Source organism: Kitasatospora sp. NPDC022856 (assembly GCF_055561235.1).
Genome location: NZ_JBVHHE010000021.1, coordinates 101,666 through 128,314, shown reverse-complemented (window position 1 = coordinate 128,314; position 26,649 = coordinate 101,666). Strand labels below are relative to the sequence as shown.

Annotated in this window: 25 protein-coding genes and 3 pseudogenes; 14 read left to right on the top strand and 14 right to left on the bottom strand. The window is 74.4% G+C overall.

Features of this window, described 5'->3' with window-relative positions; all coding sequences use genetic code 11:
- The first annotated feature begins 265 nt into the window (after positions 1-265).
- Positions 266-886 carry an L-threonylcarbamoyladenylate synthase gene (locus tag ACZ34W_RS25725; RefSeq protein ID WP_329485351.1) on the top strand — a complete coding sequence of 207 codons (621 nt, stop codon included), beginning with the start codon at positions 266-268 and terminating at the stop codon, positions 884-886.
- A gap of 148 nt (positions 887-1,034) precedes the next feature.
- Here the strand turns inward: ACZ34W_RS25725 and ACZ34W_RS25720 are convergent, their stop codons facing one another.
- Positions 1,035-1,649: a dihydrofolate reductase family protein gene (locus ACZ34W_RS25720; protein ID WP_396489180.1), complete on the bottom strand. Its 615-nt coding sequence runs from the start codon at positions 1,647-1,649 to the stop codon at positions 1,035-1,037.
- Between the two features lie 291 nt (positions 1,650-1,940).
- On the opposite strand from ACZ34W_RS25720, the gene ACZ34W_RS25715 reads away from it, so the two are divergent.
- Entirely contained in the window at positions 1,941-2,360 is a 420-nt protein-coding gene (locus ACZ34W_RS25715; protein ID WP_352286819.1) for a DUF8189 domain-containing protein, read from the top strand.
- Between the two features lie 246 nt (positions 2,361-2,606).
- Entirely contained in the window at positions 2,607-2,948 is a 342-nt protein-coding gene (locus ACZ34W_RS25710) for a hypothetical protein (protein WP_465607420.1), read from the top strand.
- A 79-nt stretch (positions 2,949-3,027) separates the two neighbouring features.
- On the opposite strand, the gene ACZ34W_RS25705 is transcribed toward ACZ34W_RS25710, so the two are convergent.
- Both ACZ34W_RS25705 and ACZ34W_RS25700 read right to left on the bottom strand, forming a co-directional pair.
- Positions 3,028-3,723 (bottom strand): fasciclin domain-containing protein, encoded by a 696-nt coding sequence (locus tag ACZ34W_RS25705; protein WP_352286814.1) that lies wholly within the window; start codon positions 3,721-3,723, stop codon positions 3,028-3,030.
- 59 nt (positions 3,724-3,782) lie between these two features.
- Positions 3,783-5,065: pseudogene (locus ACZ34W_RS25700) on the bottom strand (molybdopterin-dependent oxidoreductase).
- 257 nt (positions 5,066-5,322) lie between these two features.
- Between ACZ34W_RS25700 and ACZ34W_RS25695 the strand changes: the two are divergent.
- Positions 5,323-5,784, top strand: a complete 462-nt coding sequence (locus ACZ34W_RS25695; RefSeq protein ID WP_465607418.1) for a sigma factor — start codon at positions 5,323-5,325, stop codon at positions 5,782-5,784.
- A 149-nt stretch (positions 5,785-5,933) separates the two neighbouring features.
- Here ACZ34W_RS25695 and ACZ34W_RS25690 read toward each other — a convergent pair whose 3' ends face one another.
- Positions 5,934-7,439: an MFS transporter gene (locus tag ACZ34W_RS25690; protein ID WP_465607416.1), complete on the bottom strand. Its 1,506-nt coding sequence runs from the start codon at positions 7,437-7,439 to the stop codon at positions 5,934-5,936.
- Positions 7,440-7,567: 128 nt separating this feature from the next.
- On the opposite strand from ACZ34W_RS25690, the gene ACZ34W_RS25685 reads away from it, so the two are divergent.
- The gene (locus ACZ34W_RS25685) at positions 7,568-8,083 is read left to right on the top strand and encodes a MarR family winged helix-turn-helix transcriptional regulator (protein WP_329485359.1); all 516 of its coding nucleotides are present in this window, start codon (positions 7,568-7,570) and stop codon (positions 8,081-8,083) included.
- A 113-nt stretch (positions 8,084-8,196) separates the two neighbouring features.
- Here the strand turns inward: ACZ34W_RS25685 and ACZ34W_RS25680 are convergent, their stop codons facing one another.
- The 3 genes from ACZ34W_RS25680 to ACZ34W_RS25670 all read right to left on the bottom strand — a co-directional run bounded on the left by ACZ34W_RS25680 (position 8,197) and on the right by ACZ34W_RS25670 (position 10,375).
- On the bottom strand, positions 8,197-9,054 hold the full coding sequence (locus ACZ34W_RS25680) for an SDR family oxidoreductase (RefSeq protein ID WP_465607414.1): 858 nt from the start codon (positions 9,052-9,054) through the stop codon (positions 8,197-8,199).
- A gap of 169 nt (positions 9,055-9,223) precedes the next feature.
- Positions 9,224-9,688, bottom strand: a complete 465-nt coding sequence (locus ACZ34W_RS25675) for a hypothetical protein (protein ID WP_465607412.1) — start codon at positions 9,686-9,688, stop codon at positions 9,224-9,226.
- A 168-nt stretch (positions 9,689-9,856) separates the two neighbouring features.
- Positions 9,857-10,375 (bottom strand): MarR family winged helix-turn-helix transcriptional regulator, encoded by a 519-nt coding sequence (locus ACZ34W_RS25670; RefSeq protein WP_329485362.1) that lies wholly within the window; start codon positions 10,373-10,375, stop codon positions 9,857-9,859.
- 220 nt (positions 10,376-10,595) lie between these two features.
- Between ACZ34W_RS25670 and dacB the strand changes: the two genes are divergently transcribed.
- On the top strand, positions 10,596-12,203 hold the full coding sequence (gene dacB, locus ACZ34W_RS25665; protein ID WP_465607410.1) for a D-alanyl-D-alanine carboxypeptidase/D-alanyl-D-alanine endopeptidase: 1,608 nt from the start codon (positions 10,596-10,598) through the stop codon (positions 12,201-12,203).
- Positions 12,204-12,310: 107 nt separating this feature from the next.
- Here dacB and ACZ34W_RS25660 read toward each other — a convergent pair whose 3' ends face one another.
- A complete protein-coding gene (locus ACZ34W_RS25660) occupies positions 12,311-12,940 on the bottom strand; it encodes a hypothetical protein (RefSeq protein WP_465607408.1) in 630 nt (209 codons plus the stop codon).
- Positions 12,941-13,227: 287 nt separating this feature from the next.
- Entirely contained in the window at positions 13,228-14,292 is a 1,065-nt protein-coding gene (locus ACZ34W_RS25655) for an aldo/keto reductase (RefSeq protein WP_465607406.1), read from the bottom strand.
- A gap of 127 nt (positions 14,293-14,419) precedes the next feature.
- On the opposite strand from ACZ34W_RS25655, the gene ACZ34W_RS25650 reads away from it, so the two are divergent.
- Positions 14,420-15,277 carry a helix-turn-helix domain-containing protein gene (locus ACZ34W_RS25650; protein ID WP_465607404.1) on the top strand — a complete coding sequence of 286 codons (858 nt, stop codon included), beginning with the start codon at positions 14,420-14,422 and terminating at the stop codon, positions 15,275-15,277.
- Positions 15,278-15,663: 386 nt separating this feature from the next.
- On the opposite strand, the gene ACZ34W_RS25645 is transcribed toward ACZ34W_RS25650, so the two are convergent.
- The 3 genes from ACZ34W_RS25645 to ACZ34W_RS25635 form a co-directional block, all read right to left on the bottom strand.
- Positions 15,664-16,809, bottom strand: a complete 1,146-nt coding sequence (locus tag ACZ34W_RS25645) for an RNA polymerase sigma factor (RefSeq protein WP_329485369.1) — start codon at positions 16,807-16,809, stop codon at positions 15,664-15,666.
- On the bottom strand, positions 16,806-17,213 hold the full coding sequence (locus ACZ34W_RS25640; RefSeq protein WP_329485370.1) for a YciI family protein: 408 nt from the start codon (positions 17,211-17,213) through the stop codon (positions 16,806-16,808). Before ACZ34W_RS25640 ends, ACZ34W_RS25645 begins: the two co-directional genes overlap by 4 nt.
- A 780-nt stretch (positions 17,214-17,993) precedes the next feature.
- Positions 17,994-18,536, bottom strand: a complete 543-nt coding sequence (locus ACZ34W_RS25635; RefSeq protein WP_329485372.1) for a GNAT family N-acetyltransferase — start codon at positions 18,534-18,536, stop codon at positions 17,994-17,996.
- Between the two features lie 145 nt (positions 18,537-18,681).
- On the opposite strand from ACZ34W_RS25635, the gene ACZ34W_RS25630 reads away from it, so the two are divergent.
- Positions 18,682-19,410 carry a dienelactone hydrolase family protein gene (locus ACZ34W_RS25630; RefSeq protein WP_465607401.1) on the top strand — a complete coding sequence of 243 codons (729 nt, stop codon included), beginning with the start codon at positions 18,682-18,684 and terminating at the stop codon, positions 19,408-19,410.
- A 49-nt stretch (positions 19,411-19,459) separates the two neighbouring features.
- Here ACZ34W_RS25630 and ACZ34W_RS25625 read toward each other — a convergent pair whose 3' ends face one another.
- Positions 19,460-19,936, bottom strand: coding sequence for a hypothetical protein (locus ACZ34W_RS25625; protein ID WP_465607399.1), 477 nt, complete (start codon positions 19,934-19,936; stop codon positions 19,460-19,462).
- Positions 19,937-20,152: 216 nt separating this feature from the next.
- Between ACZ34W_RS25625 and ACZ34W_RS25620 the strand changes: the two genes are divergently transcribed.
- Both ACZ34W_RS25620 and ACZ34W_RS25615 read left to right on the top strand, forming a co-directional pair.
- On the top strand, positions 20,153-21,346 hold the full coding sequence (locus ACZ34W_RS25620) for a hypothetical protein (RefSeq protein WP_465607397.1): 1,194 nt from the start codon (positions 20,153-20,155) through the stop codon (positions 21,344-21,346).
- A 38-nt stretch (positions 21,347-21,384) separates the two neighbouring features.
- Positions 21,385-21,483 (top strand): annotated as a pseudogene (locus tag ACZ34W_RS25615) (ADP-ribosylglycohydrolase family protein); the annotation flags it as partial.
- Here ACZ34W_RS25615 and ACZ34W_RS25610 read toward each other — a convergent pair.
- Positions 21,483-21,641 (bottom strand): annotated as a pseudogene (locus tag ACZ34W_RS25610) (ADP-ribosylglycohydrolase family protein); the annotation flags it as partial. The pseudogenes ACZ34W_RS25615 and ACZ34W_RS25610 sit on opposite strands and share 1 nt — an antisense overlap.
- Before the next feature lie 60 nt (positions 21,642-21,701).
- Here ACZ34W_RS25610 and ACZ34W_RS25605 point away from each other — a divergent pair.
- The 4 genes from ACZ34W_RS25605 (at position 21,702) to ACZ34W_RS25590 (ending at position 26,302) form a co-directional block, all read left to right on the top strand.
- Positions 21,702-22,766 (top strand): hypothetical protein, encoded by a 1,065-nt coding sequence (locus tag ACZ34W_RS25605; protein ID WP_465607396.1) that lies wholly within the window; start codon positions 21,702-21,704, stop codon positions 22,764-22,766.
- A gap of 622 nt (positions 22,767-23,388) precedes the next feature.
- Positions 23,389-25,035 carry a peptidoglycan-binding protein gene (locus ACZ34W_RS25600; protein ID WP_465607394.1) on the top strand — a complete coding sequence of 549 codons (1,647 nt, stop codon included), beginning with the start codon at positions 23,389-23,391 and terminating at the stop codon, positions 25,033-25,035.
- A 98-nt stretch (positions 25,036-25,133) separates the two neighbouring features.
- On the top strand, positions 25,134-25,319 hold the full coding sequence (locus tag ACZ34W_RS25595) for a hypothetical protein (protein WP_465607392.1): 186 nt from the start codon (positions 25,134-25,136) through the stop codon (positions 25,317-25,319).
- Positions 25,316-26,302 carry an SAM-dependent methyltransferase gene (locus ACZ34W_RS25590; protein ID WP_465607390.1) on the top strand — a complete coding sequence of 329 codons (987 nt, stop codon included), beginning with the start codon at positions 25,316-25,318 and terminating at the stop codon, positions 26,300-26,302. The genes ACZ34W_RS25595 and ACZ34W_RS25590 overlap by 4 nt, the downstream gene beginning before the upstream one ends.
- Positions 26,303-26,649: the final 347 nt, after the last annotated feature.

Genomic DNA, 26,649 nt, shown 5'->3' with positions numbered 1-26,649 from the left:
GTTCGGAGCCCCCCCCCCCCCCCGCGGGGCCCGCCCGCACCCCCGGGGGGGGGGGGGGGGCCGCGCGCGCGGGCGCCCCCCCCCGGGGGGGGGGGCGGGCGGGCGGGGCCCCCCCCCCCCGCCGCGACCGTGTCCCGCCGGGGCCCCGGGCCGCCCTCCGGAAGGAGCGCACGTGCGCCCGGCCCGCGCCGGCTGCCGGGGGAAGGCTCCGGCCTCCGGCGCGGGCCGGGCGCGGGGCGGGCCGTGGATCCCGTAGGGTCGGCCAATGGCGAAGTACTTCGACGTTCACCCGCAGACCCCGCAGGCCCGCACCATCGGCACGGTGGCCGAGAGCCTCCGTGCCGGGTCCCTGATCGCGTACCCGACCGACTCCTGTTTCGCCCTCGGCTGCCGCATGGGCAACACCGAGGGCCTCGAACGGATCCGGACGATCCGGCGGCTCGACGACCGCCACCACTTCACCCTGATGTGCGAGAACTTCGCCCAGCTGGGCCAGTTCGTCCACATCGACAACGCCGTCTTCCGCGCCATCAAGGCGGCGACGCCGGGCAGCTACACCTTCATCCTCCCCGCCACCAAGGAGGTCCCGCGCCGGCTGATGCACCCGAAGAAGAAGACGGTGGGGGTCAGGATCCCCGACCACGTCGTCACCCAGGCCCTCCTCGCCGAACTCGGCGAGCCCCTTCTCTCCAGCACCCTGCTCCTCCCCGGCGAGGACGAGCCCCTGACCCAGGGGTGGGAGATCAAGGAGCGCCTCGACCACGTGCTGGACGCCGTGGTGGACTCCGGCGACTGCGGCACGGAACCGACCACGGTCGTCGACTTCTCCAGCGGCGAGGCGGAGATCGTCCGGCGCGGCGCCGGCGACCCCGCGCGCTTCGAGTGACGCCCCGGCCGCGGGCCGACCGGGGGGTCCAGGGCCGGTTCGCCGGGGGCTGAGAGCGGGCCGACGAGCCGTGGGCGACGTCGGGGCACGGGAGGGACCGGTACTCCGGTCCCTCCCGCGGCCGGCCGGGCGCCTGGGGAACGCGCCGTCAGTGGACGTCGTAGGTCACGTGCGTCGCGGTCGATGTCGCGAGGACGCTCCGCTGCACCAGGGTGCGCGGCACCGCGCCGGTGAACAGGGGTGTGCCGGCGCCCAGCAGGACGGGGGCCAGGTGCAGCGACAGCAGGTCGACCAGGCCGGCGTCCAGCGCCGAGCGGATCAGGGCGCCCCCGCCCATCAGGACGACGTCGAGGTCCCGGCCGCTGCTCGCGGAAGCCGCCTCGGCGTGCCGGCGCGCGGCGGTGACGGCATCGGGCAGACCGGTGGTGACGAACGTCCAGTCGAGGGCGCCGAGTCGGACGGACTCCGGCCGCGAGCTCGTCACGACGACGAAAGCCGGTTTGCCGACCTCCGCGGCGCCGTAGCCGGTCTCGTCGTCCCAGCCGTGCGGCCCGTCGACCAGGTCGAAGAGCCGGCGGCCGAGGATGACGGCGCCCGAACGGCCGGTCGCCTCGCGCAGGAGCCGACGGTCGTCGGGGTCGTCGGAGAACGCCCAGGTGTGCAGCGCCTCGCCACCGGTGCCCAGCCCGCTGTCCGGGCCCGGGTCCGGTCCGGTGACGAAGCCGTCGAGGGAGACCGAGATGTCCGCGATGATTCGTGTCATGTCGAGGTGGACTCCATCTGCCGCCTGCACTCATCCGTCATGGCCGCAGTATGTGACGCACGCCACTCGCCCTCAACAGGACGCGCTCGGGGTTCGCCGATCCGGGACGGGCGACGGGCGGGCGGGCGGCGGGGAGGCGAGCCACGGCCTGCCCCGGCGGCACCGCGCGGTTGCCCGAACGCGCACCCCGCGAAGGCCCGGTGAACCCCTCGGACCTGAGCAGCCGTCACCTCGACAGAGGAAGCCGTCCGCCGGACGGGCGGCTCCGGTCCGCGCTACGGAGGAGTACCCGTGAAGAAGATCAAGACGGCGGTGGCCGCCGCCGTTCTCGCCGGTGTCGCGTCGATGGCCGCGCCCGCCAGCGCGGTGGCGGAGCCGATGCACTGCACCAGCCCGGCCTGGGGCGGCGAGTACCTCTGCGGCGGCGAGTTCGGCCAGCCCGGCATGGCCGAGTACGGCTACCGGGACGGTCGCCGACAGGTGTTCGTCATCGGCACCGACCACGCCGTGTGGACGCGTTCGAGCAGCGCGGCCGGCAAGAAGACCGCTTGGACGTCCCTGGGCGGCTACCTGATCGGTGGCGTCGGCATCATCGCCTCGGACACGGGCGGGGGCCAGTTCGAGGTCGGCGCGAGGGGCACGGACGGCGGCCTCTGGGCCCGGAGCCACGCCGCGAACGGCAGCTGGACGGCCTGGGCCCGGATCGCCTAGCACCCCGACTCCCCCGGCCCGTCGGGCATGCGAGCGTGCGCGCGTCGACGTCGGCGGTGAGCCGCGGCCGAGCCGCGTCGTCGTGCCATCGCGCCGCCGGCCGTGCCCTGGCGACGATCTCCCCGCCCGGTGTCCGGCGGGGAGTTCGTCGTTTCGGCTGCCGGGCGGTCTCACGGAGGGCCGCCGCCCCCGACGTCAACCGGCTTCCGCACCGGGAGCCGGATCGGCCTGGGTACGCTCGGCCCCATGGAAGATCGCGAACAGTACGTGAGGTACCAGCGGGACCGTGCCGTGCTGGCGGCGATCGGGGCCCATCTCGATCCCCAGGTCGATCGGATCACCGTGCGGTTGCCGCGCTCCGTCGCCGAGTCGGCGGTCGCCGCCTGGGACCGTGACGAGCTGGGCGAGGTCGGCGAGGAGAGCATCGCGGAGTACGAACTGCGCAATGACGCCGGTGACCTGGCCCTGATCGGCCTGATGATCACCGACCGCGGTGTGTGGGACGCCGAGGGGGTCGTCGTCGATCTGGGTGTCATGGTCGTCGCGGGGGCGTTGCGGGCCGCGCTGGAGGCCGGGCCGCACGAGTGAGGGGCCGTTCGCCCGGTGGACGCGGTCCCCGGCCCTGGGACATGGGGCCGGGGACCGCGGTCGGTGGGGCGACGAAGGGTCAGGAGGCGGGCATCAGCACGGTGTCGACGATGTAGACGGTGGCGTTGGCGGTCTGCACGTTCCCGCAGAGGACCTTGGCGGACCCGTTGACGGCGAACTCGGGCGTGGCACCCGTGACGGTGACCTCGTCGGCCTCCAGGGTCTTGTGCGCACCGGTCAGGGCCGTCGGGGCCAGCCGCTGCGGGACGACGTGGTAGGTGAGGATCTTGGTGAGCTTGTCCTTGTCGGCGAGGACGGCGTCGAGGTCGGCCTTGGGCAGCTTGGCGAAGGCGTCGTTGGTGGGGGCGAAGACGGTGATGTTCTTCGCGGAGTTGAGGGTGTCGACGAGACCGGCCTTCTTGACCGCGGTGACGAGGGTGGAGAGCAGCGGGTTGTTGGAGGCGGCGGTGGCGACCGGGTCGGCGGCCATGCCCGTGAAGGAGCCGGCGCCGTCCTTGGGGACGGCGGTGCAGGCGACGCCGAACGGCTGCCCGGTCATCGCCTGTCCGGCCGTGCTCGCCCCGGCCGTGCTCTGGGCGGCCGGGGAGTCCGGCACGGGTACCGGGTTCGCGGCCCCGGTGGTCGCGGCCGCCGCGGTCGGCGCCGGGCCGGCCGCCGTGGAGCTGTCGTCGCCCCCGCAGGCGGTGAGCGTGGCGGCGAGGACGCCGCCGACGAGCAGGGCGGTGACGGGCTTGCGGCGCAGGATGGTGGTCATCGGTTTCTTTCTCTTTCGGATGGGTGGTGCCGTCCCGCTCGGAGCGGGGGTCGGACGGTTCACAGGACGGTGACGACGGTGCTGTGCCAGCCCGTCGCACCGGCCGGGAAGGGCGGTCTGCGGGTCTCCTCCTGGACGGCCCCGGTCGCGCCGGTGGCGCGGACCTCCAGGCGGTGCGTACCGGGCGTGGCCGAGCGCCAGGTGTGGTGCCACTGCCGCCACACGTCGGGCCCGGCGTCGGCGGCGAGCACCGCTTCCTGCCAGGGCCCGCCGTCGACGCGGACCTCCACGGCGGCGACGCCGCGGTGGGTCGCCCAGGCCGTGCCGGCGACGGTGACGTCCCCGCCCGGCACCCGTGCGAAGGCGGCGGGCACGTCGATGCGGGAGGCGGTGCGCACCTCGCCGGTGCGGTCCCACCCGCGCTGCACCCAGTACGGGTCGCGGGCGGCGAAGGTGGTGACCTCCAGGTCGACCAGCCACTTGGTGGCGGAGGTGTAGCCGTAGAGGCCCGGGACGACGGTGCGGCAGGGGAAGCCGTGTTCGACGGGCAGCGGCGCGCCGTCCATGCCGATCGCCAGCAGGGCGGCGCGGCCGTCCAGGACCGACGCCACGGGTGTGCCGATGGTCATGCCGTCCTCGGAGCGGCCGAGCAGCTGCTCCGCACCGGTCCGCGGACCGGCCCGGCGCGGCAGGCCCGGCAGCGAGACCCCGAGCCGGCGGGTGGTGCCCGCGTACGGGCCGCCGACCTCGTTGGAGACGCAGGTCAGGGTGTGGTCGAGTTCCTCCATCGGCAGCGCGAGCAGCTCGTCGAAGGACAGTTCCAGGGGCCGGTCGACCAGGCCGTGGATCCGCAGCGTCCAGTCGCGCGGGTCGATCCGGGGCAGGGTCAGGGCCGTGTCGACGCGGTAGAAGTCGGCGGTCGGCGTGCGCAGCGGTGGGAGTCCGGGGATCCGTGGCCCGGCGACGGGCGGCAGCGCTGGCAGGGGGCGGGCCGGTGGCGGCAGGACGACGGCCGCGGCGCGGTGGCGGGCCGCCACGGGCCCCAGGGCGACGGCGAGCAGTGCCATGACGGTGTAGATCCCGGTGAGGAGCACGGTCTTGTCGGAGGTGCCGAAGGAGCGCACCGCCCACTCCTTGACCGCGGTGGGCGCGAGGTCGATCGCGGCCGAGCCGATCGCGATCACCGGGGCCGCCTGCGGGCGCAGGAGGGCCGCCGCCGTCTCCCGACGGCGAGGGCCGCGCAGGCGGCGGCCGCGCCGAACGCCATCAGGGCCGGCAGCGCTCCGGCACGGTCGCGGCGCCCCGCGCGTCGGGTGGTCACATCGTTGCTCACACTCCCCATTCGGTCGGCTCGGCGCCGCGGATGGGTCCGTTGCCCGGGTTCACTCGATCGGGTGAGGGGGCGACCGGATCCGTCCGAAGGCAATCCGCCGGCCCGCCGGGGGCGAATACCGCGCGACCGGTGAACGACATTCCTGAAGCCCCGAACCAGGCCCGGGCGGTCGCCGTGCCTGCCGCACGCGACCGTCCGGCCGGTACGCCTCGCCGGTGCGTCCGCCCGGCCGGTCACCGGAGTTGCGGATCGCGGGGGCGTGGCAGGTGACCGCCGTCGCCTTCCTGCCCGGCCGCTCCGAGCCGCCGGGCGACCTCAAGGCGGTGATGGCGCTCGTCGCCGCCGGTGATCACGAGGCGTTCGCCCGGCTGTACGACGCGGTGGCCGGCCCGGTGTTCGGCCTGGTTCGCCGGATCCTTCGGGACGAGGCCCAGTCGGAGGAGGTGACGCAGGACGTGATGCTGGAGGTGTGGCGCGGCGCGGCCCGCTACGACCCGCTGCGCGGGGAGGTACTGCCCTGGGTGATGACCATCGCCCACCACCGTGCCGTGGACCGGGTCCGGCACTGCGAGGCGGCGGCCGACCGCGACCGGACGGTGGCCGCCGGCAGCCGGGAGACGCCCTTCGACGAGGCCGCCGAAGGAGCCGGTACCAGGATGGAGCGGCAACAGGTCCGGCACTGCCTGCGGCGCCTGACCGATCTGGCCCTGCGGCTGGGGCGGACCTGACGCACCACCGCCCGGGGCCGGCGGCCGGGCACGCCGAGGGGGGTGCCGGGCCGCCGACCCGCGGCCGGGTCAGGAGGAGGTGACCCGGCCGCGGTGCGGCGGACGGCGGTGTTCGGCGGGCTTCCGCGGGCGCCCTCCCCAGCTGTGCTTCACGCGGTGAGGTGCCGCTCCGCGTCGGAGCCGGTGGCGGGCGCGGTGGCGGTGGCGGTGCCGTGCTGCTCTTCTTCGGGGCGGCCCCTCCTGGGCAGCAGGAAGGTGATCGCGAAGAAGACGGCCAGCAGGCAGGCCTGGACGATCAGCGCGCGGTGGAAGCCGCCGGTGAAGTCACCGGCCTTGGCCTGGGCGAAGAACACCGAGCCGAAGACCGCGACACCGATGGAACCGCCGACCGCCTGGACCGCCGACAGGACACCGGAGGCGGAACCGATCTCGTCGTCGTCGACCGCGGCCAGGATGAAGCTGAACAGGGCGGCGATCACCATGCCGGCACCGATGCCCGCCACCGCCACGCCGGGGACGACGTCCCAGATCGAGAACGAGGTGACGTCCAGGCCGTCGAGCTCGAACCACAGCACGCCCGCGCCGGCCAGCTGGACCAGCGGTCCGATCTGCAGCACCTTACGGCCGATCCTGTCCGCGAGGAACGCGCCGCTGACCGCGCCTCCGATCGCGGTTCCCACCGCGAGGGGCAGGTTGCCCAGTCCCGCCTCACCGGCGGTGAAGTGCCGGCCGATCTGGAGGAACAGGGTAAGAACGAGCTGGGTGCCGATGAGCCCGCCGAAGAACAGGGCGATGCCGCCGAGGCCCACGGTGAAGGCCGGCTTGCGAAGCAGGCCCGGGGTCACCAGCGGCTCGCGTCCTGCGGCTGCCGTGCGGCGCTGCTGGAGGGCGAAAAGGGCGAAACCGGTCGCCGAGGCGGCCATGGACAGCCATGTCCACAGCGGCCAGCCGTTCTCCTGACCCTGGTTGAGCGGCAGCACCAGCAGGGCGCAGGACGCCACGACCAGCGCGGCGCCGGTCATGTCGACCCGTACGGAGCGGTCGCCCGCCTTCTTGGGCACGAACTTCGCGGCGACGATCAGTGCCGCGATTCCGATCGGCAGGTTGACCAGGAACACCGACCGCCAGCCCAGGTCGAAGTAGTCGCCCTCGATGAGGAAGCCGCCCAGGACCGGGCCGATGATGCCGCCCAGGCCGAGGACCGGTCCGAAGACCGCGAAGACCTTGGTGAGCTCGGGGCCGGAGAAGTTCTCCCGCAGCAGGCCCAGGCCCTGGGGCAGCAGCATCGCTCCGGCGGTGCCCTGCAGCAGGCGGAAGGCGATCAGTGACTCGATGTTCGGCGCGATCGCGCACAGCAGGGAGCTCGCGGTGAAGGTCGCCAAGCCGATCAGGAACATGCTGCGTCGGCCGAAGCGATCGCCGAGCCGGCCGCCGAGCACGAGGCCGGCGCCCAGGGTGAGGGCGTAGCCGCCGATCACCCATTGCAGTCCGACGGAACCGGCGCCGAGGGACCTCTCCAGGTCCGGCCCGGCAACGTTGACGATCGAGGCGTCCAGGAGATCCATGATCTCCGCGACGATCATCACCGCCAGGATCAGCCACCGCCACCGGTAGGGCTCGGTCGTCCTGTCGGGGATGGGAGACGGGGCACGCACGTCAGATACCTCCATGGTGAAGTAATTCCATGATGAAGGTAAATTGATGGAGGTAGGTTGTCAAAGGCGGGCCGCCCACCTGGACGCCCGGCGGGCGAGACGAGGTGGCAGTGCCTGTGGAGGAAGCGATGGGCGACGGTGTCGCGGCGCGGCGCGAGCGGCTGATGGAGGGGCTGCGGATCCATGGCGGCCACTACGCCGAGCTCAGCCGGCGCTTCGCCGCCTGGCTGGGCCTGCACTCCACCGACGCGACCGCGGTGCTGGAGATCGCCGCCGCCGAGGAACGCGGGGCCCCGCTGTCACCGGCCCGGCTGAGCGAGCGCATCTCCCTGTCCACGGGAGCCACCACCGCGCTCCTCAACCGCCTCGAAGCGGCCGGGCACATCACCCGCACCCGCGAGCACTCCGACCGGCGCATCGTCACCCTGCGCGGCGGCCCGCACATCCAGGAGCGGGCGGACGAGTTCTTCGGCCCGCTCGCCCACCGCCTCGACGCCGCGATGGCCCCCTACCCGCCACAACTCCTGCAACAGTTCGAGCAGTTCATCACCGCTCTGAACGCCACCATGGACGCCCACCTCGCCGAGCGGAGCCCGGTGGCCCCACCCCCCGGCTCCCCCCGGGGGACCGCCGGCGCTGGCTAGGGGTGGCGAAGACCGTCATCACGGCCAGGGCCAGCCATCCACCCACAGCGTCCGCAGCGGTCGGGCCCCCGGGGCGCGACCGCTGCGGAGCCGGGGCGGGCGCCGCCGGCGGGCTACCGGTCGAAGTGGTGCCGGTGTTCGGTCAGGAAGGCGTCGAGGGTGCGGGGCGAGCGGCCGAGGACGTCGGCGACGGTGCTGGTGGGTGTCTCGGGGCGGGCGACGGCCAGTCGCTGGATCTCCACGACGTGGTCGGCGAGCCAGTCGGGCATGCCGGCCCGGTGGACGAGGTCGTCGCGCATCTCGTCGGCGGCGAGGTCGACGTACCGGATCAGGCGGCCGGTCACCGCGCTGAGCCGGGCGGCGAGGTCGGGATGGGAGACGGCCTCCGGTCCGGTCAGGGTGTAGGTGCCGCCCGCGAGGTGGCGGCGGGTGAGCACGGCGGCCGCGACGTCGCCGATGTCGCGGCTGTCGACGTAGTTGCAGGGCGCCTCCCCCATCGCGCCGAGGACGACCCCCTCGGCCACGGCGGGCGCCAGGCGCAGGAGGTTCTGCATGAACGCGTAGGGCCGCAGGACGGTGCCGGTGAGCCCGGAGGCGCGCAGGTGTGCCTCGACGGCGTGATGTCCGCGGGATATCGCGACGGGCGAGTCCGGCTCGGCCGCCGGGGCGGAGACCTTGACGACGTGTCCGATGCCGCTGACCACGGCGATGTCGATGACGCGGGTTTCGAGCGCGACCTGCGCGGGGCTGTTGGCCATGGCGAGGAAGAGCTGGTCGGCGCCCTCGAAGGCGGCGCGCAGCGAGTCGGGGTCGTCGGCGTCGGCGTACCGGACCTCGACGAGCCGGTCGTGCCGCGGGCCGGCGGTGCCGGGGAGCGGCCGCTGCGGGGTGCGGGTGAGGGCGCGCACGGGTACGTCGAGTGCGCGGAGGCTGTGGAGCAGGGCGGTTCCGGTGGTTCCGGTCGCTCCCATGACAACGATCATCGGGTGTCCTCACATACCTGGTGTCTTCCGCGGCGGCGGGTGCCGCCGGGTTCAGTGACGGCCGGAGCCGGGGCCACGGCCGGGGTTACGGCCGGGGTTACGGCCGGGGTTACGGCCGGGGTTACGGCCGGGGTTACGGCCGGGGTTACGGCCGGGGTTACGGCCGGGGCTTCGCGACGGTGCTGCGCCAGCGCAGGGTGACGATGGTGGTGGCGAGGACGGCGGAGACGGGCAGGTCGACGCGCAGCCGCCGCAGCCAGGGGGCGGCGGGAAGCGCGGTGTGCGCCGGCAGCCATGCGGCGACGAACCACCCCAGCCCCGCCGCCACGCCGGCGGTCGCGACGACGAGCAGCACGGTCACCACGAGCCGCGGCAGGGCGAGGGTCCAGCGCCGTGGCCGCCCGCCGTGCCGCAGCCAGGCGCCGACCAGGAACGCCACCACGGCGGAGGTGCCGGCGATGGAGGTGACGGCCGCCACCGTGAGGTCCGCCTGACCGGTGACCACCCCCGCGGTACCGGCCATCAACGCGGGAGCGGCGTAGGCGGTCAGCACCTCGCGCCACAGGACGAACGGCCGCGCGGCCGCGCGGCTCGGGGCGGTTCGGTCCTTCGTTGCGGGCATGTCGGCCTCTTCTTCTCGTTCGGGTTCCGATAGGCGAAAGGGTTCGACCGGGCAGCCGGGCGGTCCCACCCCGGTCAGGTAATTAGTCGGCTAATTACTACTCCGTGAAAAGGGCTCCCGTCCACGGGACGGGAGCCCGGGCCGGCCCACGGCCAGGGTGGTCCGCAGTCAGTCGGCCGTCAGGGCCGAACTGCCGCGCACGACGCGGGAGAGCAGGTCCAGGAACACCGTGCGCTCCTCGACGGTGAGCCCGCCCACCATCGCCTCCAGTCGCCCGAAGTGCTCGGGCGCCATGTCGCGAAGGCGCTGCGCACCGCGCGCGGTCAGGACCGCCACCGTGCCGCGCCCGTCCTCGGTGGACGGGCGCCTGGCGACCAGGCCCTCGCGTTCGAGTCCGTCGAGCAGGCCGGTGACCGTGGCCCTGGAGACGTCGAGATCGGCCGCCAGCTGGGATGGGGACTTCTCCCCCCCGTGACCTTCGAGGTCGGAGAGCAGGCGGTAGCGGCCCGTCGAGAGCCCGAACCGGGCGAAGTGCGCCTCGGCCGCCCGGCCGACTCTCGCGCCCGCGGAGATCAGTCGCACGGCGACCAGCACCGCCTGCGGATCGACCGCCAGCCCGTAGTGCCGCAGCTGCCATCCGGCCTGCTCCAGCGTGGGCTGCTCACCGTCGCTACCGTCCCTCGTCATGCAGATAATATGGCAGCTAATGACTTGGCCCGTCAAGGAGCCATCGGAATTCATCGAAAGGCGCCACCCGACGGCCGGAACCCCGGAGTGACGGCAGGACGCGTGGCGGGAGGGTGAACCGCGCTCCGGCCCCAGCGGCCGGGGCCACCGCCCGGGTATGTCTCGCGGAATGTCCGACCGTCAGGACGGCGCCGGTACCCGGCCCAGAACAGGTGGATCCATGAGTTCGACCCCCAGAAGTCGCCGCGTCCGGGCCGCGGCCCTCCTCACCAGCCTCGCGACCGTGCTGGTCCCCGCGCTGACGCTCGGCACCGCCGCGCCGGCCGCCGCGCACGGCGACGAGCTGAGCGCCGAGATCCGGGCCATCATGGCCAAGCCCGGCTACGAGCACGCCCAGTGGGGACTGCTGGAGCGGGACGGCATCACCGGCGAGGTCATCCACTCCCAGTTCCCCGACCAGTTCTTCCTCCCCGGCTCGACGGCCAAGCTGCTCAGCGTCTCGGGCGCCTGGCACGCGCTGGGCGGCGACCACGAGTTCACCACCCCCGTGCAGGCCGTCGGGCAGCAGAACGGTTCGGCCCTGGACGGCAACCTGGTCCTGATCGGCCAGGGCGACCTCACCATGGGTGGCCGCACCGCGCCGGACGGCTCGGTCTCCTACACCCCGATCGACCACACCTACGCCAACGACGTGCCCGGCGCGACCCTCACCCCCGAGGACCCGCTGGCCGGGCTCGACCTGATCGCCCGGCAGGTGCGTGATGCCGGACTCACCCGGATCGACGGCGACGTCGCCGTCGACACCCGGCTCTTCAGCTCCTTCCCCGGCCTGGACCCGACTCCCACCCCGCTGATCGTCAACGACAACGTCATCGACCTGCTGACCACCCCGACCGCCCCGGGCCAGAGCGCGCAGCTGACCTGGCGTCCCCAGGTCGCGCCCTACCAGGTCGAGTCGACGGTGCGGACGGTCGCGGCGGGCAGTCCGACCGACCTGACGGTCTCCGCCTCCCCCGACGGCACCCGGATCACCGTCTCCGGCACGATCGCGGCCGACGCCCCGCCCACCCTGCGGATCTCCCCGGTGCAGGACCCGGCCGCGTTCGGGCGCACCGCCCTGATCGAGGCGCTCGGCCGCGCGGGCGTCACGGTCACCGCCGCGCCGACCGGGCCGAACCCGACCGACAAGGTGCCGGACTCCTACGACGGCACCCGGCGGGTGGCCGCCTACGTGTCCCCGGTCTACGCGAAGTACGCCAAGCTGATCCTCAAGGTCAGCCACAACCTCGGCGCCAACCTGGCCATCTGCCTGATGGCCGTGACCGCGGGCAGCCACCAGTGCGAGGACGGCTTCCCCGTCCTCAACGAGTTCCTGCGCGGGGCCGGGATCGACCCGACCCAGGCCCAGCTCCTCGACGGCCGCGGCGGAAACCCGGTCGACCGGGTCACCCCGAGGATCGAGACCGACATCGTGAACTACTGGCAGAACACCCCGGAGGCCGCCCGCTTCCGCGACGCGCTGCCGATCCTCGGCGTGGACGGCTCGCTGGCCGGCGCGTGCGCCGGCTGCCCCACCTGCCCCGGCAAGGGCAAGGTCTGGGCCAAGCCCGGCAGCGTGGTCGGCGAGGACGGGCTCAACCAGCGGCTCGCCGTCGGCGCCCAGACCCTGGGCGGCTACCTCGACGCGGGCCACGGCCGGCTGAACACCTTCTACCTGGCCGTGAACGGCGCGTCCACGCCCGACATCGACGGCTTCCTCGACGAGATCAACGACCTGGCCCGGATCGCGGGCCTGCTGCAGCAGGAGGCCGAGGCACGCAACGGCTGAGGTCCGAGGCCGTTCGGCGGGCCCGGCCGGACGGTGACCGGCGGGGGCCGACTCTGCTGCCTCCACTGCCGGGCACCACCCCCTCGCACCACTGCGCGGGGCCGGGGTCACCGGGCTGCCGGACCCGGACCGCTGTCGACGTCCGCAGCGGGCGATCGGCCCGGCGGGACTGGCCGCAGGGTGGTGGGGTCGGCGATCAGCCAGGCGGTGTCCTTGTCCTCGCCCCACCGTACGTTCGCGATCCAGGGCAGCTCCGGGCCCGGGCGGCGACGCGCGGTGACCAGGCAGGAGCGCCAGTGGCCGCCGACCCGCGCCCAGGCCAGGCGCCAGCACCGGTCGGCGCCGTCCTCGGCGGGCGTGCCGGCCAGCTCGGCGGGCACCGCAACCGCGTCCCGCCACCGACCGAGGAACGGCGCGGCCGGTGGAGGCGCGTCCTGCGGCTCGGGCAGCGGCCGGACGGTCTCCTCGGTGTACAGGAACCACCCCCAGGGCTGTGGGCTGTCCGTGTCGGGCGCCCAGCGCACATGGACCACCCAGCAGGCGGCGCCGGGCGGGCGCCGCCACACGGTGAGCATCCCCGGGCGCCACTCCCCGCCGAGCCGGATCTCCACCAGCCGCCACCGCCGCACGTCCCGGGACGCTCCGGGCAGGGTCATCAGCTCGCGTGGCGCCCGCTCGGCATCGCCGGGCCGCGCGGGCGGGCGAACGGGGCGGGAGAACGGAACGGCCGAGGTCATGAACCCATTATTCGATTGTTTGTTCGAGTGATCAAACGTCAGCTGCTCGGGCCGCCGGATGGGGCCCTGTACCGACGCGCGATATCTGTCCCGTGCGCGAACTGGTGGTCACCAAGATCCACACAGCCGATCCATGGTTCCTGAGCCGTGACGCGCTGGTTGGAACCTGGTCACGAGAGTGGGAACCGGTCCGACCGTCGCCGACGCGGAAGCGATCCGGACGTGGCTCGCCCGGACGGTGAACCGACCGCGGCTCCGGACTCCGGCTCCCGCCGCCGGCGGCCGGGTCAGCGGCGGCTCTCGATCCGCAGGCCGCCCGTGGTCACCCGGCGGATGGGCTCGCTCACCAGCAGCTCGTGCGGCTGGCCGAGGGCGATCGCGCCCGCCGCGTCGAGCCGGGCCAGCTGGACGTCCGTCAGCTCGACCGCCAGGGCGCCCAGGTTGTCCTCCAACTGGGCGCAGGTGCGGGCGCCGAGCAGCGTGCTCGTCACGCCCGGCTTCCGCAGCGTCCAGGCCAGCGCCACCTGGGCCGGAGTGTGCCCCAGCTCGTCGGCCACCTCCCGGACCACCCCGGCCACGCCGAGGCTGCGTTCGGTGAGGGTGCCCAGGGCGAGGTTGTGGCTCCGGCGGGTGCTCCCGTCGGGGCCGGCGCCCGTCGCGCCCACGTCGTCCCGGCCGTACTTGCCGCTGAGCACCCCGCCGCCCAGCGGCGAGTACGGCACCACGCCCAGGCCCAGCTCCCGGGCCATCGGGATCAGGTCGCGCTCCGCGGTGCGTTCGATCAGGCTGTACTCGAGCTGCAGCGCGACCAGCGGCGACCAGCCGCGCAGGTTCGCGATCGCCTGCATCCGGGACACCTGCCAGGCCGGGGTGTTGGAGATCGCCACGTACAGCACCTTGCCCTGCCGGACCAGGTCGTCCAGGCCGCGCAGCACCTCCTCCACCGAGGTCCGGAAGTCCCAGACGTGCAGGTACAGCAGGTCGAGGTAGTCGGTGCCGAGCCGCCGCAGGCTGCCCTCCACCGAGCCGAACAGCGCCTTGCGGTGCCCGCCCCCGGAGTTCGGGTCGCCGGGGCGGCGCAGTGTCGAGTACTTGGTCGCCAGCACCAGGCGTTCGCGCTCCTCATGGGCGAACTCGCCCAGCAGGCGCTCGGAGCTGCCGTCGGTGTAGGTGTCGGCGGTGTCGAGGAGGTTGCCGCCGAGCCCGACGTAGCGGTCGAACAGCTTGCGGGCCTCGGCCCGTTCCGCGCCCCATCCCCATTCGGTGCCGAAGGTCGCGGTGCCCAGGGCCAGCGGTGAGACCCGCAGTCCCGAGCGGCCCAGCAGCCGGTAGTCGTCGAGGGCCAGTGCCATCGGGTTCTCCTGTGTTCGCGTGTGTTCGTGTTCCCTTGCCGGGACCGAGTCTGTAGCGACGGCGGGTCCCGGATAAGGGAGGGACTTTCCTGGGAAGACCGGTCCCACCCTGGCGGTTGGACCGGTCATGACGACCCGCACCATGGACACCACCGAGGAACTGGCCGCCTTCCTGCGCAGCAGGCGCGAACGGCTGGACCCGGACCGACTGGGCCTGCCCGTGCACCGGCGGACCCGGCGAACGCCCGGACTGCGCCGCGAGGAGGTCGCCGAGCTGGCCGGAGTCAGCACCGACTACGTGGTCCGGCTGGAGCAGGGCCGGGGGCTTCGACCCTCTGCGGAGGTGCTGGCGGCGCTGGCCCGGGCCCTGCGGCTGGCACCCGGCGAACGCGACTACCTCTTCGACCTGGCCGGACGGCGCCGCCCCGGCGGCACCGGTGGCGGGGCAGCCGCCGGCCCGGCGCCGTCGCCGGCCCGCCTGGTCGACGGCCTCTCCCCGCTGCCCGCCATGCTGATGGACCACCGCTACGACCTGCTGGCCTGGAACCACGAAATGGCCCGGCTGCTACCGGAGTTCGACGCCGTTCCGCCGGAGCGGCGGAACGCGATGTGGCTCTGCCTGCTGCACCCGCCGATGCGCGGCTTCTACGCCGACCGGGAGCAGGTGCTGCGGGACGGTGTCGCCCATCTGCGCGCGGCCTGGGCCGCCCACCCGCAGGACCGGGCACTGGCCGGGCTGATCGCCGAATTCACCGCCCAGGACGAGGACTTCGCCCGGCTCTGGGCAGAGCGGGAGGTCCGCGTCAACGGCCGCGGTCGCAAGCTGCTGCGGCACCCGGCCGTCGGGACGATCGCCGTCGACTTCGAGGTCCTGCTCCCGCTGGAGGACCCAGAGCTCCGGCTTCTGGTCTACCGCGGCGCGGACGACGAGAGCCGCGTAGCCCTGCACCGGCTGTGCGGCGGTGACGGGCGCCAGGAAGGCTGACAACGCACGGCTGGTGGCAGGAAGCGTGACCACTTGCGCTGGATGGTGTCGACGCCGAGGTGGGTGAGGACGCCGTGCCCGCCGTTCTCTCCCCCGGACGTGCAAGGTGTCCCTGGACAAGCGCCGCCTGCGCCGCGCCTTCGGCCCCGGGCTACCGGAGGGTCGGGGCCGCACCCTCGGGCCCGGGCTACCGGAAGAGCGGCGCGACCGTGATCACTCCCGTCCGGATCTCCCCCGCCGTGCGGACGGGCCCGCTGTTCGGCGGGGAGGTCTCCGTGCACAGCCCGGACGGCCGGCACTGGCGCGACCCCCGGCAGCCGTTCGACGTCGAGGTCGTCGAACGGCTGCCGACGGAGGACCGCTACGACCGGCGCGGGCCCGCCGCGTCACCGGCGCAGCTGCGCGTTGAGCCGGGCGGCCTGCCGGGTGAGGTGGTCGCGTTCGGGGAGGGTGGGTGCCGACCGGGCGGCCTGGGCGTAGAGCCGTGCCGCGGTCGCCGGATCACCGTCGCGCTCGTGGAGGTACGCCGCGACGGCGGTGTACCGCGGCAGGGCGGGGTCGAGCTCCGCCAGGGCGGCCAGCCCCGCCCGGGCGCCGTCGGCCTCGCCCACCGCGACGGCCCGGTTGAGGCGTGCCACCGGGCTGTCGGTGAGCCGTACCAGCTCGTCGTACCACTCGACGATCTGCACCCAGTCGGTCTCCTCGGTGGTCCGGGCGTCGGCGTGGAGCGCGGCGACGGCCGCCTGGGCCTGGAACTCGCCCAGGCGGTCGCGGGCGAGGGCGGCCTGGAGCACGTCGACGCCCTCGGTGATCAGCCGGGTGTCCCACAGGCCGCGGTCCTGCTCGGCGAGCGGCACGAGCCTGCCGTCCGGGCTCGTCCGGGCCGGGCGCCGGGCGTGGTGGAGCAGCATCAGCGCCAACAGGCCCGCGACCTCCACGTGGTCGGTGCCGGCCGCCAGTTGGCGGGTCAGCCGGATCGCCTCGGCCGCGAGGTCGACGTCCCCGGAGTACCCCTCGTTGAAGACCAGGTAGAGCACCCGCAGCACGGTGGCGACGTCACCGGGCCGGTCGAAGCGGACGCCGGAAACGGTCCGCTTGGCCCGGCTGATCCGCTGGGCCATGGTCGCCTCCGGCACGAGGTAGGCCTGCGCGATCTGCCGCGTGGTCAGGCCGCCGACCGCGCGCAGAGTGAGCGCGACGGCGGAGCCCGGCGTCAGGGACGGGTGCGCGCACAGGAAGTACAGCTGGAGCGTGTCGTCCACCGCCTCGCCCCGGTCGGGCACGGGCTCGGCCTCGACCAGGTCCTCGCGCCGCCGCCGGGAGGTGTCGGCCCGGACGGCGTCGAGGTACTTGCGCCAGGCCACCGTGACCAGCCAGCCCTTCGGGTCGCGCGGCGGGTCGTCCGGCCACCTGCGCACGGCCTCGACCAGGGCCTCCTGTACGGCGTCCTCGGCCGCCGCGAAGTCCGCTCCGCGACGGACGAGGACACCGATCACCGCGGGCACCAGGGCCCGGAGCAGTGCTTCGTTCACTCGGTGGCCGTGCACTTCTCGCCGTAGAACGGGCGCACCTCAAGCCACTCGTGGATGGGCTTGCCCCCCGCGCCCGGGGCCGCCGACAGCTCGCCGGCCAGCTCGACCGCGCGCTCGTAGGTCTCCACGTCGATCACCATCCAGCCGGCGATCAGGTCCTTGGTCTCCGCGAACGGACCGTCGGTGACCGGCGGCCGCCCCTCGCCGTCGTAGCGGACGAACGTGCCCTCCGGGGAGAGCGCCTGGCTGTCGACGAACTCGCCGGTGCCCTCCAGCCGGGCGGCGAAGTCACGCATGTACTGCACGTGGGCCGTCACCTCCTCCGGCTCCCACTGGTCCATCGGCACGTCGTTGACCGCCGCCGGCGCGCCCCGGTAGTGCTTGAGCAGCAGGTACTTGGCCATGATGTTCTCCTTGGTGAGGTACGGCCCATTGTGGCCGTCTTCACCCCCGGGACGGAGCCGGACGCGGGTTCTCGACATCCCTTCGCGAAGTTCTTTCCGCGGACTTCGAAGCCTTCGCAGCGCGGCCGGGTTCGCGCCCGCCGTGCGCAGGCCGCCCATCGGTCCGTTCCGTACCGGACCCGGCCCGGCACCGCTCGGCGGCGGCCACCAGCAGCTCCGGGACACGTGGGTCCCCGGCGTCCGCCTCGGTACGGAGCTTGATGCGGCGGCCCGCTTGCCCGTGCCGTCCAGCAGTCCGCCCGGGTCGAGCGGGGCCAGGGCGACGCCCTCGCCGAACATCAGGTCCACGTGCTCGGCGTGGAGGACCAGAGCGGCGAACGACCCCTTGTGCGTCCCGCGCGGAGGTGAAGCTGAGCATCCGGGCCGGCACGTCGACCTCCTCGGCCGCCTCGGGGACGGCTTCGCGCACCGCCTCGCGCCCGCGTGGCGCGACCGCCGCCGCCTCGGGAGCGGCCAGCAGGTCCTGCCGCCCCTGGGTTTCCGTACGCTCCGGTGTCATGCCGGGAGCCCCGAGGCGTCGCCGCCGTTGCCCGCGCCCGGCACCCGCGCCCGCGCCCGGCACCCGCGCCCGCCGACGCGTCCGGTGCCCTGGCGGGAGGAAGGAAGGGGCCGGCGGCCGGTCGACCGGTATTCCACACATCGGGCACCCCGGCCCCGGGAGTGGGCCCCGGGGCCGGGCGCTCCGTCAGTTGGCCACCCACCCGGCCACCCGCCCGCCGCCTACGATTCGGCGGAGGTCCGGCGGGCGGCCGCCTCGTCCCGCAGCACGCTGTAGCGGATGCTGTCGCGCCACTGCCCGTCGCGGAACACCACGTTGCGCAGCACGCCCTCCTGGGTGAACCCGGCCTTCTCCAGCGCGCGTTGCTCGGCGAAGTTCTCCGTCTCGGTGTCGGCCTCCACCCGCGCGACCGGCGAGTACGCGAACAGGTAGTCCACCAGCAGGATCTGGGCCCGTGTCCCGATGCCCCGCCCTCGCGATCCGGGGAGCAGCTGGATACCCATGCTCCAGTAGTACGAGCGCGGCACGACGTCCACTCGCCGCCAACCCACGAACCCGTGGAACTCGCCGCCGGCCGCGACGGCCAGCTGTCCGCGGTCGTCGCCCAGCAGCCGGTTCTCGGCCCACCGCCGCCGCCAGGACCCGGGGTCGGTCCAGCCGAACCACTGGAACGTCCCGACCGCCTCCGGGTTCTGGACCAGTTCCTCCAGGGTGCCCAGCTCGCTCTCGGCCACGGGGCGCAGTGTCACATTGTCATATGGCATGCGGTGAAGTGTAGTTTCGGCCATCGGGGGTCGGAGAGGATTTTCGCCGCAGGGTGGACGGGGGCGGCGGGGCCCGCACCTGCTCCGTTTCGCTGTGGGGAAAGTCCGCCCCGGTCCGGAGCGACGATCCGTACAGTCCGATCTCATGACGATGGTCACCACACGCACGGTCCCCTATCCCGCCGACGGCCTGACGATGGCCGGGCACCTCGCGCTTCCCGCCGGGGTCGACCGCCGGCCCGCCGTCCTGATCGGCCCCGAGGGGCCGGGCCTGAACGACTTCCAGCGCCGCCGGGCCGACGCCCTCGCCGAACTGGGCTACGTGGCACTCGCCTTCGACCTCCACGGCGGCGGACACTGGTTCACCGACCCGCAGGAGATGCTGGCCCGCGTGATGCCGCTGCTCGCCGACCCCGGCCGGATGCGGGGCATCGGCCACGCGGCCCTCGATGTGCTGCGCGCCGAACCTCGGACCGACCCCGACCGGATCGCCGCCATCGGCTACGGAACCGGCGGCGCGATCGCGCTGGAACTCGGGCGCGACGGTGTCGACCTGCGGGCGATCGGAACGGTCAACGCACTGACCACGGGCCGCCCGGGCGAGGCCGCGCGGATCCGTTGCCCCGTGTGGGCCGGGGTCGGCTCGGAGGACCCGATCATGGCCGCCGGGCAACGGGACGCCTTCGCCGCCGAGATGCAGGCCGCCGGCGTCGACTGGCGCCTGGTGGTCTACGGCGGGGCGCTGCACGCCTTCCACCACCCACCGGTCGACCAGAGCGTGGTCCCCGGCGTCGGCCACCACCCGCGGCACGCGCGGCGGGCCTGGCGCGACATCGTCGGCCTGCTCGCCGAGTGCCTGCCCGTGACGGGGTGAGCGGGCCGACCGTGACACGACCGCGGAAATGTCCGGACAGGCCGTCGCCCTAGGACCAGGAGACCTGGGCCCGCGTACCGGCCGAACGGACGTCCACCAGATCGAACCCGTCCTGCCGGCGGATCACATGACGGATGCCCTCCGAGGCCGAACTGCGGACGAACCCCACCCATCCGACGCCGGTCGCCTTCCGGAGGAGCCACTCCACCGCCTCCATCACCACCCCGAACCCGTCCTCGTGAACGCCGGTGCGAAGGGTGAGCGCCCAGGGGACGCTCCCCTCGGGATCCGCCCGATCGACGGCACGGACCAGCAACGCGGTGTCCGCACCGGCGAACGAGTGGCTCGCCGATCCGCCGTCGAAGACCGGCCACGGCTCGTGGCCGGAGTCCTCCCGGTCGACGGCAGCATGCGTCGCCGGTGCCCGGTCGGCCTGACCCAGGAGCCATCTCACCTCCTGGACGACCGACGCCGGGAGGTCTGCCGGGAGATCCACAGCCAGGAACAGGTCGTAGTAGTCGCTCACCCCCCCGAACCTAGCCCCCACCACCGACACTCCCGGCTGTCGGACCGCACGGACCTGGGTCCCCGGGCGAGCGGATGGGCCGTCAGGCCACCCGCGCGGATGGAGTATCGTCCGGTGATCGCACCGGTTCGAGCGGTCCGTACCGATCGGCGGCCCGCACCGATCGGCGCCCGGGCCCGGTCGGCGAGCGTACCGGCCGTACCATCGAGGAGAACCGTGACCCTGCGCCCACCCGCCCTCGGCCGCGGCCGGGCGGCGGCCCTGCTCGCCGCGACCTTCCTGGCGTTGAGCGGCTGTACGAGTCCCGTCGGAGGCAGCGGACCGGCGGAGGCAGCGCCGACGCCGGCCGGGCCGTCGCTCGCGGGGCCCGGCCGGCTGGTGGTCGCCCGCTGCGAGCGGTGGGCCGCGCCGTCGCCGACCACGGCGGACGGCAAGGTGCACGTGGTGACCGTCACCGCCCACGCGGCCACCAACGGCAGGGAGGAAGCCCGCCGGGTCGCCACTCTGCCGGACCTGGCCACCAGTGCCACGCTCTGCGACCCGACCCTGACCACCGCCGTCTCGGCGACCGCCGACCGGCAGGCGTTCAACGCCGACTTCTCGCTGATCGCCGGCACCGTGGCACCGAGCTCGGGGGCGATGAAGCGGGCGGCCGCCTTCACCCTGCCCGGCGGACGGGCAGCCTCCACCGCGCCGGCCGACGGGCCGGGCGAGGATCGCCGACCGCTGTTCCAGGAGGGCACCTCCGTCCTCTGGTACGAGACCGCAGGCCGGAAGCTGACCAGCCGTGACCTCGCCGTACGCGGCGCCGAGCCCGCGCCCCGGGGCACGGCCCCCGGCGAGGATTTCGCCCTGGACGGCGACCGCCCGTGGCCGGCACGCCCGTTCGGCACCAAGCCCGAGGGAGTCTCGGTCGCCCCCGGCGGCACGGTAGCGGCCGGGTACACCCAGCAGAACGCGGTGCTGTGGCGCGGCGACCAGGTCACCGGAAGCACCCTTGGCGTCGTCGAGCCGCTGCTGCTCGGGACGCCCGCCGAACCGGGCCACCAGGTCGTGCCGGGTTCGGCGGGCGTACCCAGCGGCTGCGTTCCCAGACTCTGGCTCGACGGCGGCCATCTGCTCTGCGGGACACGCGACAACCTCTACCGCGTCGGGTTCGCAGCCGACTTCAGCCGGGTCGAGGGCGTGGACGCACTGCTCCCGCCCGAGAAGCGCTTCGTCTCGGGAGCGGTGCTCTCCCCCGACGGCAAGGCGCTCGCCTACCTGTCCGCCGCCGACGGGACCGAGTCCATCCACCGGGTCGACCTGGTGCCGGACGCCGTCCCGGTCAAGCTGGCCGACCTGCCCCCGACCGCCCCCGCCACGGACGACCCCGAGAACGGCTTGCCGCACCTGGTGGCCTGGCTGTGAACCGGGACAACCGAGATCCTCAGCAGCCAGGGAACGGGATGAAACGGATTCAGCGGGTCACCGGCACGGTCGTCGGCTCGGCGGTGGGTGACGCGCTCGGAGCCCCGTTCGAGTTCGGCCCCCGCGGCGCCTTCTCCACGGCGTCCAGCCCGTAGCGGGCGCCCGCGAGCCCGCCGGTCACCGCGGCGACGGTGTCCGTGTCGCCGCCCAGGTCGACGGCCGCCCGAGTGCCCCTGGGGTTTCGGGTGTGCCCGCGGCGCGCACCCGGGACCCCGGGGGCACTCACCCGGCAGGGGGAGGGAGATCGTTCCGGCGGTTGACGGCGCACCGCCACGGACGGTGCACCGTGGGGAACATGACGAGTGCCGAACGGACGATGAGGACGCTCCCGAGCGCCCGGTGGCAACGGTGGCCGGGTTGGGTGGCCCGGGCCACCCTGCTGTGGGGGGTGCTGTACGCCGCCTTCGGCCTGACGTGTGCGCTGGGCGGGACCTCTCTACTCCCTCGCGGCGGTGACTCGGCCGCCGCCGCGCTGAGTTGGGCGGTCGTGGCGACAGGGGCGCTGGCGACGACGGCGAGCGGAGCGGTGGTGCGGTACGGACTGCGGCCCGCGCTACGGGTCCTGCTCCTGGTGACCTGCGGGCTGGCGGGAATCACCGCGTTCAGCCTGCTGATGGATGTGATCACGCTGCTGTTCGGTCAGGGCGTGGACCACCCGGCCGCCGCGGCGAACAAGGCCCTGGCAGCCGTCGGAGCGGGCCTGCTCGCGGCCACGGCCCGCTCCGACCGGGCCGGCGAAGCCACCGGTACCACCGGAATCGGCAGTACCGGCGGTACCGCTGTGCGGGCGCCGACCGCTGCGCCGCGGGCAGTCCAACTCGCCGCCTGGGCCGGGACACTGGCCTTCCTCCCGTACGCGGCGATGAGGCTGGTCTGGGCGTCCGGCGGGACGTTCGCGGGACTCACCGGTGCGGAGACGCTCGCGATCTCGGAGCGGAACGGCGCCTCGGGCGTCTTCCTCACCCTGGAGTCCTGCGGCCTGGACCCCACCGCACTCCTGGCCGCGCTCGGCGTCTTCCTCCTCTGGGGCCTGGTCCGCCCGTGGGGACAGGTCTTCCCCCGCCCGCTGCCGTTCCTCCGCGGCCGGCGCGTGCCGCGCTGGCTCCCGCTCGCCCCGGCTCTGCTCGGCGCCGCCACGCTCGCCCCGTACGGCGTGGCGGGAGTCGGATACCTGGCCCTGGCCGCGGCCGACGTGGTGACGATCCGGCCCGGTGACTTCCCCTCCTCGGGCGACGCGCTGCTGGTCGGCTGGATCGGGCTGGTCGCCTTCGCCGTCTACGGCCTCGCGCTGACCGTCGCGGCCCGCTCCTACTGGCTCCGGACGCGACCTGCCCGTCGCGCGGATGTCGGCGCGGAGTGATCGGTGGCGTCCGGCCTCGGCAACGACGGGGTCGAGCGGCTGGACGAGCTGGTCTCGGTCGACGGCCTGTCTCCGCTGGAAGCGGCCGCGCGTCACCCGCACGCGTGGTGAGCCCGTACCCCACCCTCGACCCAGCACCTGCGGGACGAGCCCGTTCGGCGGCCGAGGAAGGGCCGGTCACGATCGAGTAACGCGTCGGGCGCCGGTGCCGACGGCCCACTCCTTTCCAGAGCAGCCGATCGGATGTGGAGCAGCTCGATGCGCCCCAGCTCATGCGACCCCGTACCGGGGGCCGGATCACCGACCTCGCGCGCCCCGCGCTCCTGGCGGTGTGTGTGTCCCGGCGCCCGAGGCGCCGTTCGGGGCGGTGCTCCGTCGGGCGAGCGCCCGTGAGGTCCCGCCGGCCGCATCCCCGGGCTGCGGGCACCGAACCGGCCCCGCGCCGGGGACGGGTCGTGACCGGGAGAGCGGTCGAGGTCAGCAGAGCGGTCGTGCCCGGCGACCGGAAGCCGGCGGCACGGAGACAGCCTCCCGCGCGGCCGCTGAGGTCCGAGCGCGTGCGGGAGCGGGCCCCACCGGCCCGGCGCCCGCGCCGCCGACCACCGACTCCCCAAGGACCCTCATGCCTACCTCCCCCGCCGCCGCCCTGCCCGACTCCGCCCTCTGCGACCTCCTCACCCGGGAGGTCACCCGGCGGGAGGCGGCCGAGGAACTGATGCGCAGGCACGGTCAGACGACCCTCGCCTACGCCCGCGTCCTGTGCGGGAATCGGCAGGACGCCCATGTGCTCATGGTGGAGACCTTCAACCGCACGCTCGACGTCTTCTGCGACCAGAACCCTCCACGCACCACCTGGATCACCTGTCTCCTGCACGAAGCCCGCCGGTTGGCCGCCCAGTGGGCCGACAGCGGGCGGCACGCCGCGCTGTCACCCCACTTCCTCCACTGGCTGCGCCAACGCGGCGGCGACACGCCCGCCGGCTGTGTCCGGGCCCTCTGCGGAGCCGAGGCCGAATCGCTGCTCCTCCCCGCGCTCCACCAACTCGCCGAGCACACCGTGACGGAGGTGTGGCACAGCCTGGTCGCATCATTCGCACCGGAGGGAGCGCCCACGCGTCAGCCCGTGCGAACCCCGGGTGCCGAGCTGCGGCGGGAGCTGCTGAACGCCTACCTGCGGGTCCACAACTCCCTTGCGCAGGAACGCCGGTGTCGCCATCTGGCGGTCCTGCTGGCCGACGAGATCACCGGCGGCGGTGCCACCCCGGAGCTGGCGAACCACCTGGCCGACTGCCGCCCCTGCACCCGGGCGGCGGCGGAGCTGCGGGCCGTCCACCACTGGGACGTCACCGTGCTGCAGAGGTGCGCCCTGCTCCGGCCCTGGGGCCCGACACCCCAGGAGCCGATCCACCCGGACGGCACGATCCCCGTCGATCCGCCGGAGCGGCCCCCGGCGCCGCCGGGGGGCGACGAACCGCCGACGCCGCGTGGCGCGACGCGGACGCGGCGCACCACGTCACGGGCGCGACGCGGCGCACCGCAGGCGGTGATCACCGCCCGGCAGGACGCCACGCGGTCCGTACCGTCCGGCCGGCGGCGCCACCGCCGCAGCGCGACACCGTGGCAGGTCCGGATCCCCGGGACGGCGTCCCTGTGGGCGGCCGGGATGGGAACGGTGACGCTCGCCGTCGGTCTGACTCTGGCGAACGCGCCGACCGACCACACCGACCGGGCCGCCTCACCACCGACCCCGGCGGCGACCGAGGACGCCACCGCCGACCCTTCCGCCCGGCCGAGCGCCGTGCCGACGGGCGCCGGGCGGACGAGCGCCGTGCCGACGAGTGCCAGGCCGACGGGCGCGGTACCGACGGACGCACCGGCGTCCTCCGGGCCGCCGCTGCCGAGCCCGGCCGGGTCCCCGACCGCCGTGTCCTCCCCCGCCGGCATGGCCTCCCCCGCTGCCTCGGCCGTGCCCGCGGCTTCGGCCGCGTCGACCGGCTCCGCGTCGACCGGCTCCGCCCCGCCCGGGACGCTGCGGCTCGGCGACCGGGGGCAGCGCGTCCTGGAGATGCAACGCCTCCTGCTCGAAGCCGGCTGCAACCAACCGGACTCCCCGCCGGCCCAAGGACGCTTCGACGAGTCCACCGCGGCCGCCCTGACGAGCTTTCAAGGGAAAGCAGAGATCCGCGGCGAGGAACGCACCCGGATCCTCTACGGCCCGGCGACCCGCGAAGCCCTCGAACACCGGACCACCCGCCCGAGGTGCCGATAGGCGGCCGCGAGGAACCGCCACCGTACAGACGAGCCCCCATCACTGCCCTGCCAACGTGTCCGCCGCCCATCTACCGGGCCCGCCCTTCCGGAGACCATGTGATCCGCAACCCCAGACCCAGCTGCCCCGCCGTCGACGAACCGGGCGGCTTCGCCGTCCAGGGCAGCGCCGGTCCCCCCGGGCCGGGCCGGGACCGACCGGGCATGTGCGAGGACACCGGCGAGCCCCACCCGGACGGCCTGCCGACCGCCCCCGCGCGCTCCGTACCGGCGGAGCGGGTATGAGCCCCCGGCCGTGGAGTTCCCGCCGCTACACCGCCCACACCGTGCGGCACGCGGGCCGGCCCCTGGCCCCGCGCGGCACCCCGGGCCCGGCCCACGTCCAGGACCCCGCCGTGTCCGCCCTCGCCATCGGCGCGCCGTGGCCGCGGGCGGATCCCCGGGACGACCTGCGGCCGGGCCGGCCCGCGTCCGCCCGTCTGGCGAGCCTGATGCTCTCGGGCAAGGACCACTTCGCCGCGGACCGGGAGCTGCTCAACCTCCTGCTGTCCGAGGACGCGGGTTGCGTGGACCCGGTCCGGCGTGGCAGGGAGTTCCTCCACCACGCCGTCGGTCTCCTCGCCGAGCGCGGCCTGGAGCAGTTCCTGGACCTGGGCTGCGGTCTGACGACCGGTGCGCCCGGCTCCGCGCTCGCCCCGATCCACAGCTCGGTCCTGGCCGCGCGGCCGGGCGCTCGGGTCGTCTACCTGGACCACGACCCGGTCGTCATGGCACACGCCCGGGCGCTGCTCGACGCCCCGGCACCGGCCCGGATCCGACAGCTGCGGGCCGACCTCGCCGCGCCCGGCGCGGTGCTCGCGACAGTGCGGGAGCGCGCGGGCCTGGACTGGGAACGCCCCGTGGCGGCCGTGCTCGGCGACGTCCTGCACGAGCTGAGCGACCCGCAGGCCCGTTCCCTGCTCGCCGCGTTGCACCGGGAACTGCCCGTCGGCAGCGTGCTCGTGCTGAGCCACCGCACCGCGGACACCTTCGACCCGGGCCGCGCCGCACGCGTGGCCGCCCGCTGGGCGCAGGCCGACCTGCCGTGGCACCCCCGCACCCCGGCCGCCGTCGATGCCCTCCTGGGCGGCTGGGAGCGGCAGGCGCTCGGCGCCGAACCCGCGGGGGGCCGTGCCGCGCCGGGCGTGTACGCGGTGGTGGCGATCGGCGGCACGGCGCGCACCCCCGTCACGCACGACAGCGGGGCCAGGGCGGCCCTCGAACCGTAGGCGGCGCGGCGGCGTCGGGCCGGGGGGAGGGGACCTCCGGTCCGGCCGGCATCGATCGCCTGACACACCGTCGGCCTCGTCCGGTGTCCGCAGTCCGGTCCGCGGGGTTAGCGGTGTGACCCCGTCGACGAAGGGAGGCCGGCGTGCAGGAACTGGCGATCACCGAGGCGCCGTCCGTGCTCGGGCTGCGCCGAACCCCTCGGCGAGGCGGCCTCGATGGACTTCGCTCTGGCCACCGGCCGGGGGCGGCGATTGTCCCGGGACGAACGGCCCGGTGCTCGGATCAGGACGGCTCTGATCAGTCGATCTTCAGGTTATAGTGCGCACGTCAAATTCACGGGCGGGTC